The 14,350-nt window shown below is 68.2% G+C and carries 14 protein-coding genes and 1 tRNA gene; 10 read left to right on the forward strand and 5 right to left on the reverse strand.

The features are described 5' to 3' along the window. Positions 1–3 precede the first annotated feature (3 nt). Positions 4–591 (reverse strand): histidine phosphatase family protein, encoded by a 588-nt coding sequence (locus ASE34_RS09555; RefSeq protein ID WP_053096051.1) that lies wholly within the window; start codon positions 589–591, stop codon positions 4–6. Continuing rightward, entirely contained in the window at positions 588–1,427 is an 840-nt protein-coding gene (locus ASE34_RS09560; protein WP_056278713.1) for a Sir2 family NAD-dependent protein deacetylase, read from the reverse strand. The genes ASE34_RS09555 and ASE34_RS09560 overlap by 4 nt, the downstream gene beginning before the upstream one ends. Before the next feature lie 98 nt (positions 1,428–1,525). On the opposite strand from ASE34_RS09560, the gene ASE34_RS09565 reads away from it, so the two are divergent. Next, positions 1,526–2,329, forward strand: coding sequence for a TrmH family RNA methyltransferase (locus tag ASE34_RS09565; protein ID WP_053099109.1), 804 nt, complete (start codon positions 1,526–1,528; stop codon positions 2,327–2,329). A gap of 18 nt (positions 2,330–2,347) precedes the next feature. Here ASE34_RS09565 and ASE34_RS09570 read toward each other — a convergent pair whose 3' ends face one another. Next, a complete protein-coding gene (locus ASE34_RS09570; protein WP_053096053.1) occupies positions 2,348–3,175 on the reverse strand; it encodes an SGNH/GDSL hydrolase family protein in 828 nt (275 codons plus the stop codon). 147 nt (positions 3,176–3,322) lie between these two features. Between ASE34_RS09570 and ASE34_RS09575 the strand changes: the two genes are divergently transcribed. Further along, the gene (locus ASE34_RS09575; RefSeq protein ID WP_072591269.1) at positions 3,323–5,065 is read left to right on the forward strand and encodes a DEAD/DEAH box helicase; all 1,743 of its coding nucleotides are present in this window, start codon (positions 3,323–3,325) and stop codon (positions 5,063–5,065) included. A gap of 125 nt (positions 5,066–5,190) precedes the next feature. Further along, positions 5,191–6,288, forward strand: a complete 1,098-nt coding sequence (locus tag ASE34_RS09580) for a VIT1/CCC1 transporter family protein (protein WP_056278715.1) — start codon at positions 5,191–5,193, stop codon at positions 6,286–6,288. 122 nt (positions 6,289–6,410) lie between these two features. Here the strand turns inward: ASE34_RS09580 and ASE34_RS09585 are convergent. After that, positions 6,411–6,493: transfer RNA gene (locus ASE34_RS09585), tRNA-Leu, on the reverse strand. Positions 6,494–6,606: 113 nt separating this feature from the next. Between ASE34_RS09585 and ASE34_RS09590 the strand changes: the two genes are divergently transcribed. Next, entirely contained in the window at positions 6,607–7,902 is a 1,296-nt protein-coding gene (locus ASE34_RS09590) for a M20/M25/M40 family metallo-hydrolase (RefSeq protein WP_056278716.1), read from the forward strand. Between the two features lie 45 nt (positions 7,903–7,947). Then, complete coding sequence (locus tag ASE34_RS09595) at positions 7,948–8,772, forward strand: undecaprenyl-diphosphate phosphatase (RefSeq protein WP_053096057.1); 825 nt, start codon at positions 7,948–7,950, stop codon at positions 8,770–8,772. A gap of 18 nt (positions 8,773–8,790) precedes the next feature. Here the strand turns inward: ASE34_RS09595 and ASE34_RS09600 are convergent, their stop codons facing one another. Next, on the reverse strand, positions 8,791–9,639 hold the full coding sequence (locus ASE34_RS09600) for a PAC2 family protein (RefSeq protein WP_053096058.1): 849 nt from the start codon (positions 9,637–9,639) through the stop codon (positions 8,791–8,793). 91 nt (positions 9,640–9,730) lie between these two features. Here ASE34_RS09600 and ASE34_RS09605 point away from each other — a divergent pair, with 91 nt between their 5' ends. From ASE34_RS09605 to ASE34_RS09625, 5 genes are read left to right on the forward strand one after another with little or no spacing between them, the layout of a single operon-like run. Then, positions 9,731–10,414 carry an HAD family hydrolase gene (locus ASE34_RS09605; RefSeq protein ID WP_072591272.1) on the forward strand — a complete coding sequence of 228 codons (684 nt, stop codon included), beginning with the start codon at positions 9,731–9,733 and terminating at the stop codon, positions 10,412–10,414. Beyond that, positions 10,411–11,430, forward strand: a complete 1,020-nt coding sequence (locus tag ASE34_RS09610; protein WP_053096060.1) for a tRNA (adenine-N1)-methyltransferase — start codon at positions 10,411–10,413, stop codon at positions 11,428–11,430. Before ASE34_RS09605 ends, ASE34_RS09610 begins: the two co-directional genes overlap by 4 nt. A gap of 10 nt (positions 11,431–11,440) precedes the next feature. Then, positions 11,441–12,358, forward strand: a complete 918-nt coding sequence (locus ASE34_RS09615; RefSeq protein ID WP_056278717.1) for a hypothetical protein — start codon at positions 11,441–11,443, stop codon at positions 12,356–12,358. Next, complete coding sequence (locus tag ASE34_RS09620; RefSeq protein WP_056278718.1) at positions 12,358–13,353, forward strand: helix-turn-helix transcriptional regulator; 996 nt, start codon at positions 12,358–12,360, stop codon at positions 13,351–13,353. The genes ASE34_RS09615 and ASE34_RS09620 overlap by 1 nt, the downstream gene beginning before the upstream one ends. Further along, complete coding sequence (locus tag ASE34_RS09625) at positions 13,350–14,339, forward strand: helix-turn-helix transcriptional regulator (protein ID WP_056278719.1); 990 nt, start codon at positions 13,350–13,352, stop codon at positions 14,337–14,339. Before ASE34_RS09620 ends, ASE34_RS09625 begins: the two co-directional genes overlap by 4 nt. Positions 14,340–14,350: the final 11 nt, after the last annotated feature.

Genomic DNA, 14,350 nt, shown 5'->3' on the forward strand with positions numbered 1-14,350 from the left:
CGTTCAGACCAGGATCGCCTGGTCGATGAGACGCAGAGATCCGGGGGAGGCCTCGAAACGGTGGGCGGAACCGTTCGCGAGCACCTCGCCGACGCGCGGCAGCGTGCCGCCCGAGACGTGGTTGATCAGTGACCGGATCACGCCGCCGTGCGTCACGACGATGACGGACTCCGCCACCGGTGCGGAGCGACGGCGAGCATCGCGGGCGATCGCGTCGAGGGCGACCAGCGCCCGTTCGGCGACACCTTCCAGGGTCTCCGCGCCGGGAACCGGCGAGAGCCAATCGCCGTACTTCTCGATGTAGTCGGAGACGAGCATGCCCTCGCCCTCACCGAACTCGCGCTCGCGCATGTCCGGCACCAGCACGGGAGCCCCGAGGCCCAGGCTTTCGGAGATGATCTCTGCCGTCTCCCGCGCCCGCTTCAGCGGGCTGGCGTAGATCGAGTGATGTGTCACGCCCTCGAGACGATCCGCGGCGGTGCGTGCGTCCGCACGGCCCTTCTCGTTCAGGGGGATGTCGGTGGAGCCCTGGATCCGTCGGGCGAGGTTCCAATCCGTCTGGCCGTGGCGGATGAGCGTGAGCAGAGTCATTCGAGGAGCTCCCGGATCGCGGGGAGCACGTCGCTGGTGCCTGCGGCGATGGTGGCATCGGCCCAGACATCCGCGCGCGTCGGCTCGCGGTTGATGATGATCAGGGGGATGCTGCGGCGTCGTGCACGCTCGACGAGGCGCACGCCGGAGTTGACGACGAGGGAAGAGCCGGCGACGATCAGCGCATCGCTCGCCCGGAGCAGCGACTCCGCGGCCTTGAAGCGCCCCTGCGGCACGTACTCCCCGAAGAACACGACGTCGGGCTTCAGCATTCCTTCGCACACCGTGCACACCGGCACGATGAAGCCGTCGGTGCTCTCGGGGAGAACGTCGCCGTCGGGAGCGAGCGCCACGTTCTCGGGGACGGAGATCCACGGATTGCGCTCTTCGATCTGCACTGCGATGTCGCGGCGATCGAAGACCTGGCCGCACTTCAGGCAGAGAACCCTGCGCATGGTGCCGTGCACTTCGATGACGTGCGAGCTGCCCGCGCGCAGATGCAGTCCGTCGACGTTCTGGGTGATGACGCCGGTGACGTGTCCGGAGGACTCCATGGCGGCGAGGGAGAGATGGCCGGGGTTCGGCTCGGCGCGGGCGAACGCCCGCCAGCCGAGATGCCCGCCGACCCAATAACGACGCCGCGCCGTCTCATCGGCCAGGTACCGCTGGATCGTCATGGGATCAGTCCGGTTGCGCGACCCTTCGCCGCGGTAAGCGGGGATTCCCGAGTCCGTGGAGATCCCGGCGCCGGTGAGCAAGGCGATCTTTCGACCGCGCAGGAGTTCGGCGGTGCGAGCGATGGTGGTCGACAGTTCGACCGGACTCGATGCGCTCACAGGACCTCCCTGTGCGAGTCTACGGCGTGCGCAGGCCCGCTCGACGCGTCGCGGCCGACCGCGACGGCGACTCGGAGAGCGATGGCAGACTGGGGCTCGTGGAACTGCTGCGCGTGACGAATCCCGATGATCGACGACTCGACGACTATCGCGCACTGACCGACACCGCGCTCCGAAGTGTGAGCGACCCGGCCGGCGGGCTGTACATCGCCGAATCGACGAAAGTCATCGCGCGAGCCGTCGCTGCGGGGCATCGTCCGCGATCGGTCCTCGTTCAGGAGCGGCGGGTGGAGGACATCCGAGCGATCGTCGGAGAACTCGATGTACCTGTGTACGTCGTCCCGGACGACGTGGCGGAGGCGCTGACCGGTTTCGCCGTGCACCGGGGCACGATCGCCTCGATGCATCGTCCTGACCTGCCGACGGTGCGTGAGGTCATCGACTCGGCCACGCTCGTGCTGATTCTCGAGAACGTCGGCGATCACACGAATGTCGGCGCCGCATTCCGTGCGGCCGCCGCGCTCGGAGCGGATGCCGTGCTGGTGTCTCCCGGGGGAGCCGACCCGCTGTACCGGCGCAGCGTGCGCGTCAGCATGGGAACGGTGTTCCAGGTGCCGTGGACCCGGATCACGGACTGGGCGTCCGCCGTCACCGACCTTCATGCCGCGGGGTTCGACGTCGCAGCCCTCGCGCTGAGCGACGACGCGGTGACTCTCGACGCCTACGTCGCGTCGCGTCCCGAGCGCGTCGCTCTCGTCATGGGATCCGAAGGCGACGGACTCTCACGCACCGCCCTCGACGAGGCAGACACCGTGGTGACGATTCCCATGTCGGGAGGCGTCGACTCGCTGAACGTGGCGTCTGCCGCGGCCGTGGCGCTGTGGGCGCTCGGACGCCGCTGACGGGATGAGATGAGATGGTCAGTCGGACGACGGGAAGATGATCGGCGAGGGCTCGGGACGCTTCGCGACGATGTGATCACCGGATGACTCATGGCGAAGACGCCGCAGCACCCACGGAACCAGATGCTCCCGCGCCCAGCCGAGGTCTTCGGAGCGCGCCTCCCGCCAGGTGCGCAGCGGAAGCGGCTCGGGCTGCATGGACTCGAGGTCGTTGGGCACGTTGAGCGCGCGCAGCGCCATGCGGGCGACCTCATGATGGCCCAGCGAGTTGTAGTGCAGACGGTCGTCATCGAAGAACCGCATGTCCTGCACGACCTTGAGCGCCCACTGGTCGGCGACGATGCAGTCGTGGCGCTCGGCGATCGCGCGGACGTTCTCGTTGTAGATCGCGACCTTGCCGCGGAACGCTCGGAAGACAGGAGTGAAGGCGGTGTCGATCCCGGTGAACAGCAGCACGGCGGCACCCGTCGACGACAGGCGTGCGACGGCGTCCTCCAGCTGGACGGCGATGGCGTCGGGGTCGGTGCCCGGACGGATCACGTCGTTGCCGCCCGCGCAGATCGAGATCAGGTCGGGATGCAGCGCCACGGCGGGTTCGATCTGGTCGCGCACGATCTGGGCGATCAGCTTGCCGCGCACGGCGAGGTTGGCGTACGCGAAGTCGTCGACCTGACGCGAGAGCACCTCGGCGACGCGGTCGGCCCAGCCGCGGTGGCTGCCGGGCTGCGACGGGTCGGGGTCGCCGATCCCCTCGGTGAACGAGTCGCCGATCGCGACGAACCTCCGCCAGGGGTGCGGATTCTCGTTGTCGAGTTCCGGGGTTCGGATCGAATCCTGGTCTGTCATCCAGCTCTCCTTCGCGAACGAACGCGGCCCATGTGGGGCGGCCACGCAGTGACCGAGCCTACTCGGGTGCGTGGGCTGTGGGGAGGACGCGCGCGGCGGATCGCGTGAGCGTGCCGAGTGTCGGCGGCAGCGATTATCGTTGACTCGATGCTTTCTCCGTCCTTCCCCCAGCGCGCCCCCTGGGGTACTGCGAACAAGCTGCGCGCCTGGCAGCAGGAGGCGCTCGAACAGTACTTCCAGGCGGATCAGCGTGACTTCCTCGTCGCGGCGACACCCGGTGCAGGCAAGACGACCTTCGCGCTCACCCTCGCGGTCGAGCTCATGCGCATGGGGGAGGTCAACCGGATCATCGTGGTCGCGCCGACCGAGCATCTCAAGACGCAGTGGGCCGATGCAGCAGCGCGGGTGCACATCCGTCTGGATCCCCGGTTCCGCAACAGTCATTGGGCGCCGGCGCGGCATTACCACGGCGCCGTCGTGACCTACGCGCAGGTCGCGGCGAAGTCGTCGGTCCACCGTCATCTGACCGAGGATGCGAAGACCCTCGTCGTCCTCGACGAGGTGCATCACGGCGGAGACGCCCTCAGCTGGGGTGATGCGATCCGAGACGCGTACGGGCCGGCGAAGCGCCGACTGCTGCTGTCTGGAACGCCCTTCCGCAGCGACACCGCACCGATCCCGTTCGTGGAGTATCACCCTGACGAGTCCGGTGCACGGATCTCCCGCACCGACTACAACTACGGCTACGGTCGCGCCCTGGCCGACGGCGTCGTCCGCCCCGTGCTGTTCCACATGTACGCCGGCAAGATGCGATGGCGCACGAGCACCGGAGACGAGCTCGAGACGCATCTCGGGCAGGACAACACCAAGGACGTGACCTCGCAGGCCTGGCGCACGGCGCTCGACCCCGAGGGCGAGTGGATGCCGGCTGTGCTGTCCGCAGCCGATCGTCGTCTGACCGAGATCAGGCATCACGTTCCGGATGCCGGCGGCCTGGTGCTCGCGACCGATCAGACCGTCGCGCGTGCCTACGCCAAGATCCTGCACAGCATCACCGGTCAGCAGCCGACGATCGTCCTGTCCGATGACGCGACGGCCTCCGAACGCATCGAGAAGTTCAGCAACAGCGAGGACCGCTGGATGGTCGCGGTGCGCATGGTGTCCGAGGGGGTGGACGTGCCGCGTCTCGCGGTCGGCGTCTACGCCACGTCGTCGTCGACGCCGCTGTTCTTCGCTCAGGCCATCGGCCGATTCGTGCGAGCACGCCGCCGTGGCGAGGCCGCGAGCGTATTCCTCCCTCAGGTGCCGGTCCTGATGGGTCTCGCGAACGAGATGGACAAGCAGCGCGATCACGCGCTCGACCGTCAGTCGAAGGACGACGACGGGCTTGAGGACTCGCTGCTCGACTCCGCGAACCGCGAGGACGACGCGTCCGACGCGCTGACCCAGGAATTCAGCTATCAGGCGCTCTCATCGGTGGCCCATTTCGACCGCGTCGTGTTCGAGGGCCAGGAGTTCGGTCAGCTGGCCGAGCCGGGCACCCCCGAAGAAGAGGAGTTCATCGGCTTTCCCGGTCTTCTCGAGCCCGAGCACGTGCACGAGCTCCTGATGCAGCGACAGGCGCGGCAGACGCGACTGCGAGAGACGAGAGAAGCCGAGGCGGGCCCCACCGAGACGACGACGCTCCCTGCGCCCCTGCACCGCACGCTGCGCGAGCAGCGGCAGCTGCTGAACAGCCTCGTGGGGCTGTACGCCCGTCAGAAGGGTGAACCGCATGGCGCGGTCCATGCCGAGCTGCGCCGGATCTGCGGCGGACCAGCAGTCGCCCAGGCTACGGTGACGCAGCTGCAGTCCCGTATCGACGTGCTCCGCAAGCGCGTCCGCTCCTGAACCCTGGCGTCGGTTCGGATACCCGAAAAGCTGGCAATACCGTCGCCGGGTGCGATGGAGACGGGCTCCCGAAGCTAGCGTTGAACGGTTGCCCCGAGAACGGGGACCGTCGATCAGGAGACTTCATGACAGCCCCCGCTGCCGCCGAGCCCACCGCCGCAGACCGCCGCCGCTGGGCGCGGTACCTCGTCGAGGAACGCGCCGAAGGACACGTGTACCAGAAGCTCGCGAGCCGACGCACGGGGGAGGAGCGTGAGATCCTTCTCAGCCTCGCCGACGCCGAGCGGCGCCATGAGCAGCACTGGCTCGATCTGCTCGGCGCGGAACCGGGCCGATTGCCACGCGCCGGCATCCGCTCCCGCCTCCTCGGCTGGATGGCGGGCCGCTTCGGATCCATCTTCGTGCTCGCCCTCGCGCAGAGCGCCGAGGCACGTTCACCGTACGACTCGGAGCAGTACGCGACGCCGGCGATGCGCGCTGACGAGAAAGTGCACTACGAGGTGGTTCGCGGTCTCGCTGCGCGGGGCCGGCGTCGCCTGTCGGGCTCGTTCCGCGCAGCGGTCTTCGGGGCCAACGACGGCCTCGTGAGCAACCTCGCGCTCGTGCTCGGCATCGGCGCCACGGGCGTCAGTTCGGGTTTCGTCCTGTTCAGCGGCATCGCAGGCCTGCTCGCCGGGGCGCTGTCGATGGGGGCGGGGGAGTTCGTGTCCGTGCGGTCTCAACGAGAGTTGCTCGCGTCGACGGAGGCCAACGAGGATGCCGCGGCATCCGCCGCCGACCTCGACATCGATGAGAACGAGCTCGCTCTGGTATACCGGGCGCGCGGGATCGGCCAGCAGGAGGCTCTGGAGCGCGCACGGCGCATCGTCGATGCCGCGCGCGCCGGCGTGGAACGCACCGCCACAGGGCCGGTCCACGTCCATGCCGGAGACGACCACGAGATCGTCGGCAGCGACTGGACCGCCGCGATCTCGAGCTTCCTGCTCTTCGCATCCGGCGCGATCATCCCCGTGCTCCCGTGGCTCTTCGGGCTCGAGGGGACCACAGCGGTGGTCGTCGCTCTCGTGCTCGTGGGCATTGCGCTCCTTTCGACGGGAGCGATGGTCGGCATCCTGTCCGGAGGCCCGCCCCTGCGTCGTGCGCTGCGTCAGCTGGCGATCGGTTTCGGAGCCGCAGCGGTCACGTACGTGCTCGGTCTGGTGTTCGGCGTCGGCGCGGTCTGACAGGCGCCGGCCCGACCGCGTCGGACAGGACTCGACGATCCACGCGAGTCCTGTCCGACGACACGGCGACATCGGAAACGAAGAAGGCCCCGGATATCATGTGGATATCCGGGGCCTGTCTGTGCGCGGAGGGGGACTTGAACCCCCACGCCCTTACGGGCACTACGACCTCAACGTAGCGCGTCTACCATTCCGCCACCCGCGCAGGTGTTGGATGTTCGTTGCCGAACGAAGATTTACATTAGCACGAGCTTCGGGGCACTCAGAAACCGACGGCGACGCCCGGGCGCGCCACGGCCTTTCGATAGCCTGGACTCCATGACTGACGTGTCTCTGCCCGAGGTGGTTCGCATCGCGCGCGACCTGATCCGATTCGACACCTCGAACTTCGGCGGGGGCAACGCGAAGGGCGAGCGGGAAGCGGCCGAGTACGTCGGCGCCTATCTGCAGGATCTCGGCCTGGAAGTCGAGTACTACGAGCCCATCCCGCGGCGCACGAACGTCATGGCGCGGGTGCCCGGACGCGACCGCAGCAAGCCGGCGCTCGTGGTGCACGGGCACCTCGACGTCGTCCCGGCCATGGCCGAGGACTGGACCGTCGATCCTTTCGCGGGCGTCGTCAAGGACGGCATGCTCTGGGGGCGGGGCGCCGTCGACATGAAGAACATGAACGCGATGATCCTGACGGCGGTCGGCGACCTGCTGCGAGCGGGCGAGCAGCCCGAACGCGACCTCGTGCTCGCCTTCTTCGCCGACGAGGAGAACGGCGGAGTCGAGGGATCGGCTCTCGTCGTGCAGAACCGCCCCGAGTGGTTCGAGGGCGCGACCGAGGCGATCAGCGAGGTGGGCGGCTATTCGATCACGGTCGACGATCGCCGCGCCTACCTGCTGCAGGTGGGGGAGAAGGCGCTCATCTGGATACGCCTCGTGGCGAAGGGCCGCGCCGGCCACGGAAGCCGTCTCCACGACGACAATGCGGTCACGAAGCTCGCGGAGGCCGTGGCGGCCCTGGGTCGCACGCGGTGGCCCCTGCGACTCACTCCCACCACCGAGGCACTGCTGCAGGGCTTGAGCGATCTCACCGGGCGCTCCGTCGACGACCCGGATGCCCTCGCGGCGGCTGCGGGGCCCGCCGAGGCCTTCCTCCGTTCGTCGTTCCGCACGACGACGAACCCGACCGCCCTGTCCGCCGGATACAAGCACAACGTGATCCCCGAGCGTGCCGAGGCGCTGATCGACGTGCGGGTGATCCCCGGAACCGAAGACGACGTGCTCGCCGAGCTGCAGCAGATCGTCGGCGACGAGATCGAGATCCAGACGGTGGTGCGGGACATCGGCATGGAGACGCCTTTCGACGGCGAGCTCGTCGAGGCGATGGTCGCGAGTCTCGGCCGGCATGACCCCGGCGTGCCGGTCATCCCGTACCTGCTGGGTGCAGGAACCGACAACAAGGCGCTCGCCTATCTCGGAATCACCGGGTACGGGTTCGCGCCTCTCCGGCTTCCCGCAGACCTCGACTTCACCGGGATGTTCCACGGGGTCGATGAGCGGGTGCCCGTAGAATCGCTTGTCTTCGGTCAGCGGGTGCTGGCCGATCTGCTGCGCACGTATTGAGCTCTCGGCTCCACGTCCGCGCACCACGACTCAGAAAGCTCCTCCATGCACTTGTTCGAAGCGCTCATCCTCGGCATCGTCCAGGGACTCACCGAGTTCCTCCCGATCTCCTCCAGCGCCCATCTGCGCATCCTCGGCACCTTCCTGCCCTCGGGTGAGGATCCCGGCGCCGCGTTCACCGCGATCACCCAGATCGGCACGGAGGCGGCGGTCGTGGTGTTCTTCTGGCGCGACATCGTGCGGATCATCGCGCAGTGGTTCCGGTCGCTGACCGGCAGGGTCCCGCGCAGCGATCCGGATGCGCGCATGGGATGGATGATCATCATCGGCAGCATCCCGATCGTGGTCCTGGGGCTGCTCTTCCAGGACCAGATCGAGACCGTCTTCCGCTCCCTCTGGATCGTCGCGATCATGCTGATCGTCTTCGGCATCCTGCTCGGGATCGCCGACCACGTCGGCGCGAAGCGGCGCAAGCTCGATCAGCTCACCTACCCGCACGGCATCGCGTACGGCTTCGCGCAGGCTCTGGCGCTGATCCCCGGAGTCTCGCGCTCCGGTGGAACGATCACGATGGGACTCTTCCTCGGCTACGAGCGTGCCGCAGCCGCTCGCTACGCGTTCCTGCTCGCGATCCCCGCCGTGTTCGGCAGTGGCTTCTACCAGGTGTTCAAGAGCTGGGACGAGCCGTCGTTCTTCTCCTTCGGAGACACGCTCGCGGCGACGGGCATCGCATTCGTCGTGGCGCTCGGCGTGATCGCCTTCTTCATGAACTACATCTCGAAGCGGAGCTTCCTGCCGTTCGTGATCTACCGCATCCTCCTGGGCACCGTCCTCCTGGTGCTGCTGGGGACCGGCGTCATCGCGGCGTGATGACGAGGGCCCCGGCGACTACCGCTTGTGGTCGCCGGGGCCGTCGCCACGGCGCTTGAGATAGCGCTCGAAGGCCTGAGCGATGGCATCGCCCGACGCATCGGGGGAGTCCCACGTGTCGCGCGTGCGCTCGAGCTGATGGATGTACTCGGTCATGTCCTCGTCGTCCGCGGCGGCGGCATCGATCGATGCCTCCCAGGCGGCGGCCTCGGTGCGCAGGTGGTCGCGAGGCACGTCCACGCCGGTCAGCTCCTCGAGCCGATCGAGAAGAGCGAGGGTCACCTTGGGCGACGGTGTGGCGGAGGCGACGTAGTGCGGCACGCTCGCCCACAGACTGGCGGTCGGAATGCCGGCGCTCTCGGCGAAGTGCTCGATGACGCTGAGAATTCCGACGGGGCCTTCGTAGAGCGAGCGCTCGAGGCCGTGCGCCTCGCGGACCTGCTCGTTCTGGCTCGACGCGAAGATCGAGATGGGGCGGGTGTGGGGCACGTCGGAGAGCATCGCGCCGAGCGTCACGAAGCCCGTGATGTCGTCGCGGAGAGCGACGTCGATGAACTCCGACGCGAAAGCCTGCCAGGTGCGCGCAGGCTCCACTCCCGTGAGGATCCAGAACTCGGGACCGGGACCCGGGTCGCGCGGGCGCCAGAGTCCGGCTTCGGGCCAGGTGAGCTGGCGACGCCCTTCGGCGTCCATCTTCGTCGCAGGGCGCGTGTACTGGTAGTCGAAGTACAGCTCCGGGTCGATCGAGTGCACGAGGTCGTAATCCGTCGTCTCGCGCAGTGCGGCGACCGCGCCGCTCGCGGCTTCCCCTGCGTCGTTCCACCCGTCGAAGGCGACGATGACGATGCGTGAACCGAGGCCATCCATCGTGGGCTCCCTTCGTGGATTCCGGATCGGTATCCCTCCAGGCTAGTCCGACGGCGCGGGGACAGGGTGGAGCCACGGGTAACATGGTTCGGTGAGCAGACAGCCCCGCGCGATCCTCTGGGACATGGACGGAACACTCGTCGACACCGAGCCGTACTGGATGGCGGCCGAGACCGCGCTGGTCGAATCCTTCGGCGGCACGTGGACCCACGAGGATGCGCTTCAGCTCGTCGGCAACGGACTCATCGACAGCGCGATCATCCTTCAGAACGCGGGCGTCGACATGGATGCCGAGGCGATCATCTCGCTCCTCACCGACGGCGTGCAGGATGCACTGCGCACGCAGGGAGTGCCCTTCCGCCCCGGCGCCCGCGAGCTGCTGCAGGACCTGAGGTCAGCGGGGATCCCCACAGGACTCGTCACGATGTCGCTGCGTCGCATGGCGCTGAGCGTCGTCGACCTGATCGAGTTCCAGGCCTTCGACATCGTCGTCGCCGGCGATGATGTGACCAACCCGAAGCCCCACCCCGAGCCCTACCTCCACGCGGCATCCCTGCTCGAGATCGACATCGCCGATGCGGTGGTCATCGAGGACTCGCCGACCGGGCTCCGCGCGGGCATCGCATCCGGCGCCGTCGCCCTCGGCGTGCCGCACATCGTCTCGCTCGATCACGTGGGCGCGCATGAGCTCTGGCCGAGTCTCGAGGGGCGCACGGCCGCCGACCTGATCGAACTCTTCGACCGAAAAACCTCCATGACGGGAGCCACCCGATGACCGACACCACCTCACAGCGGCCGAGCGGGCCGTTCCGCGAGGGCGATCGGGTGCAGCTGACCGGCCCCAAGGGGCGCCTGCACACCGTGACCCTCCGAGAGGACGGCGAGCTGCACACGCACCAGGGCGTGCTCCGGCACCGCGACCTCATCGGTCTGCCCGACGGCTCAGTGGCCGCGAACAGCTCGGGACACGAGTACCTCGCGCTCCGGCCTCTGCTCCGCGACTTCGCGATGTCGATGCCGCGCGGCGCCGCGATCGTCTATCCCAAGGACGCCGCGCAGATCGTGATGCAGGCCGACATCTTCCCCGGTGCCGTCGTCGTGGAAGCGGGTGTCGGGTCCGGTGCCCTTTCGCTCTCGCTCCTGCGGGCCATCGGTCCGGTCGGCCGGCTGGTGTCGTTCGAGCGTCGTGAGGACTTCGCCCAGGTCGCACGGGGCAACGTCGAGACCTTCTTCGGCGAGACGCCGGACACCTGGGACGTCGTGGTGGGAGATCTCGCGGATGCGCTGCCGGCGGAGTTCCCGGCGGGCACGGTCGACCGTGTCGTACTCGACATGCTCGCGCCGTGGGAATGCATGGATGTCGTCGCCGACGCACTCACCCCCGGCGGCGTCGTGCTGTGCTACGTGGCCACCGCCACGCAGCTCTCGCGGGTGGCCGAGTACATCCGGAGCACGGGCCTGTTCACGGATCCCGAGGCGTCCGAGACGATGGTTCGCGGCTGGCACGTCGAGGGTCTCGCCGTGCGACCCGATCACCGGATGGTGGCGCACACCGGCTTCCTCCTCACGGCTCGTCGGCTGGCGCCGGGCGCCGTGGCCCCACAGGTGAAGCGCAGGGCATCGAAGAGCAGCTACGGCGATGCGGATGTCGAGGCGTGGACGCCGGGGGCTGTCGGCGATCGCGAGATCAACGACAAGAATCTGCGCAAGCGGGCGAGAGAGGCCGCGAAGGCCGCTGAGGGCGCCCGTCTCGCCGCCGGTTCGCGCGAATCCGAGCCACCGACGGAATAGACTGGAGCGCGTGCGTAAAACGTCCGCCGTTCTGGCAACCATCAGCCTCGCCGTCCTCACTCTGACCGGATGCGCCTCGGCGCCCTCGTTCGCCGGTGATGCGTGCGATCGGGCGGCGGCATCGACCGCATCCGTGAAGGATTCGGTCACCGTCGAGGGCGACCTCGGAGAGGCTCCGGACGTCACCGTGTACAGCCCGGTGAAGGCGGACGAGACGTCCTTCGCCGACGTGGTGACCGGCGAGGGAAACACCCTCACCACCACCTCCCAGCCGATGGTGCTCGACATCGCCTTCTATGGCGGCGAGAGCGGCGAGAAGCTCTACGAGTCCGAGTTCAACGGCGACCCGAGCCGTGTGCACAGCATCTCCTACTGGGCAGAGCGGTCCGCCGGTCTCGAGACCGTGCTGGAGTGCGCGACCGGAGGCAGCCGGATCGTCGCGGTGCTGACCCCCGAGGACTTCGGCGAGGCGAATGTCGAGGCCTTCGGTCTCGAAGAGGATGAGAACGTGGTCGCCATCATCGACCTCCAGGATGTCTACCTCGCTCATGCCGAGGGCTCATCGCAGTTCAACGACGCCCGGGGCCTGCCGACCGTCGTCCGTGCTCCCGATGGCACCCCCGGAGTGATCATCCCCGACAGCGACGCCCCCACCGAGACCGTCACTCAGACGCTCATCAAGGGTGACGGGGAGAAGGTCGAGAAGGAATCGACCATCGTGACCAACATCATGGCGCTCGGATGGGACGACAAGACGGTCACCTCGAGCACGTGGGGTGCCGAGCCCAACATCGGCCCCGCGGCGAAGGAGCTCGTCGGCGCGACGATCGGCTCCCAGCTCCTGGTCGTCGTGCCCGAGGCAGACGGAAACCCGGCGACCGCGATCGTGGTCGACATCCTGGGCGTCGTTCCCGTCCCGGAGCAGTGATGGCGGCCCGTATTCCCGCGGAGGAGCGCCTGACGAATCTCGTCGTGGCGCTCATGGCCACGGAGATCGGGCTCACCAAGCAGCAGATCCTCGACAACGTGTCGGGTTACCGTCAGCGCGCCGATGCGGGCGTGCGCTCGGATGCACTCGAGAAGATGTTCGAGCGCGACAAGGATGAGCTGCGCACTCTCGGCGTCCCCGTCGAGACGATCGGGGATCAGGCCGATCCGAATGACCTCCGCGAAGCGCGATACCGTATTCCGCAGGCGGAATACGACCTGCCCAGCGATATCGAGTTCACGGCCGCCGAGCTCGCCGTGCTGCAGCTGGCGGGGAGCGTGTGGAGTGCCGAGTCCGCATCCGGCGACGCCAAGGCCGGCGTGCGCAAGATCCGGGCGCTCGGGATCGACGGCGACGAACCGATCATCGGGTTCGCGCCGCGGATCACCGCGCGCGATGCCGCTTTCCCTCCACTGCAGGATGCGATCGAGAAGAGCCGCGTGGTCGTCTTCGACTACCTCAAGCCGGGGGAGGGCGCACCGCGGCGCCGCAGCATCCGCCCGCTCGCACTCGTCGACTATGAAGCGAGATGGCACGTGTTCGGCGTCGATGTGGACATCGAGCAAGACCGCATGTTCCTGCTCAGCAGGATCGTCGGCGATGTGAAGATCACGGCGAAGGCATTCGACCCTGCGCTGCGCGAGGGCGCGGGGGAGCGTGCCCTGGCCGGTCTCGAGCGCGTCGCCGCTCAGAACTCTGCGCTGCTCGAGGTCACACCCGGCACCGAGGCGTCGCTGCGGCTCGGCCGCCGGGCGACTCCGGCGGCGACCCAGGGCATCCTCGTCCCGTTCGTGGACCTGCACATCTTCGCCGACGAGCTCGCGTCGTACGGTCCCGAGGTGCGGGTTGTCGAGCCTGCGGAGCTCCGCTCGGCCGTCGTCGATCGCCTGACCGCGGTCGTGGCGACGAATTCGGATGCGGGGGAGGTCCGATGAGCGCCCGAGGCAAGCCGCTGCTCGCCGCCGACCGAGTCCGCGTCTATCTGACTCTGGTGCCCTATCTCCTCGAGCACGGACAGGTCTCGCTCGCCGAGGCGGCTGCCGAGTTCGGTGTGACCTCGACGGAGATGCGGCAGATGGTCGAGAAGCTCACGGTCATCGGCCTGCCCGGTGATTCCGGCTTCTGGCAGCAGCCGCAGGAGATGTTCGACATCAACTGGGACCTCCTCGACGAAGAGGACATCATCGAGATCACCAACGATGTCGCTCTGCGCCGGGTTCCTCGATTCACGGCCCGAGAAGCCGCCGCGCTCCTCGCGGGCCTGCAGATGGTCGCGGCCGTGCCGGCGGTCTCCGACTCGGGATTGGTCAGCGGCCTCATCTCGAAGCTCTCGCGGGGCGCGGCCGATGCGCCGGCCGAGGTCGTCGTCGCACCCAGCGCCGTCGACGAGGTCCGCCAGGTGGTGTCGAGGGCCGTGCAGAACGGCGTCGCCGTGTCGTTCACGTATCAGGCTCCCGATGCCGCGCCCACGACGCGCACCGTGGATCCCGTGCAGGTGCTCATCACCAACGCGCAGTGGTACCTGCAGGGGTGGTGCCACATGCGACAGGCCATGCGCACCTTCCACCTGGATCGCGTGAGCGATGCCCGGCTGACCGACATCCCGATCACGCACGCGGGCGAGCACGTCCCTGAGGCCTTCTCGGCCGTCGAGGACGAGGGGGAGGTGCGAGTGCGGGTGCCCGAGCGGATGGCGCCCCTGCTCGGAGACTTCCTGACGGCCGACAACTCCGACGCCAGCGATGGGATCGTCACCGTTCGGCTGCATCTCGCAGACCCTCGGGGAGTGAAGCGACTGGCGGCGAAGTTCGGCGGCGCCCTCGAAGTGGTGGATCCCGGCGTCGCTCGAACTGCGGCGCGGGAATGGGCTGCGGCCGGACTCGCCCTGTATCGCCACCCCGAAGGCGACAACGCCCGTTAGACTTTCACCAA

It is taken from the genome of Microbacterium sp. Root280D1, assembly GCF_001428975.1.
GTDB lineage: Bacteria > Actinomycetota > Actinomycetes > Actinomycetales > Microbacteriaceae > Microbacterium.

Bases quoted from the DNA above. Each gene is read 5' to 3' on its own strand.
- ASE34_RS09625 (WP_056278719.1), top strand. From the start codon at position 13,350: ATGAGCGCCCGAGGCAAGCCGCTGCTCGCCGCCGACCGAGTCCGCGTC.
- ASE34_RS09580 (WP_056278715.1), top strand. From the start codon at position 5,191: ATGACAGCCCCCGCTGCCGCCGAGCCCACCGCCGCAGACCGCCGCCGC.
- ASE34_RS09620 (WP_056278718.1), top strand. From the start codon at position 12,358: ATGGCGGCCCGTATTCCCGCGGAGGAGCGCCTGACGAATCTCGTCGTG.
- ASE34_RS09555 (WP_053096051.1), bottom strand. From the start codon at position 591: ATGACTCTGCTCACGCTCATCCGCCACGGCCAGACGGATTGGAACCTC.
- ASE34_RS09595 (WP_053096057.1), top strand. From the start codon at position 7,948: ATGCACTTGTTCGAAGCGCTCATCCTCGGCATCGTCCAGGGACTCACC.
- ASE34_RS09575 (WP_072591269.1), top strand. From the start codon at position 3,323: ATGCTTTCTCCGTCCTTCCCCCAGCGCGCCCCCTGGGGTACTGCGAAC.
- ASE34_RS09590 (WP_056278716.1), top strand. From the start codon at position 6,607: ATGACTGACGTGTCTCTGCCCGAGGTGGTTCGCATCGCGCGCGACCTG.
- ASE34_RS09600 (WP_053096058.1), bottom strand. From the start codon at position 9,639: ATGGATGGCCTCGGTTCACGCATCGTCATCGTCGCCTTCGACGGGTGG.
- ASE34_RS09610 (WP_053096060.1), top strand. From the start codon at position 10,411: ATGACCGACACCACCTCACAGCGGCCGAGCGGGCCGTTCCGCGAGGGC.
- ASE34_RS09570 (WP_053096053.1), bottom strand. From the start codon at position 3,175: ATGACAGACCAGGATTCGATCCGAACCCCGGAACTCGACAACGAGAAT.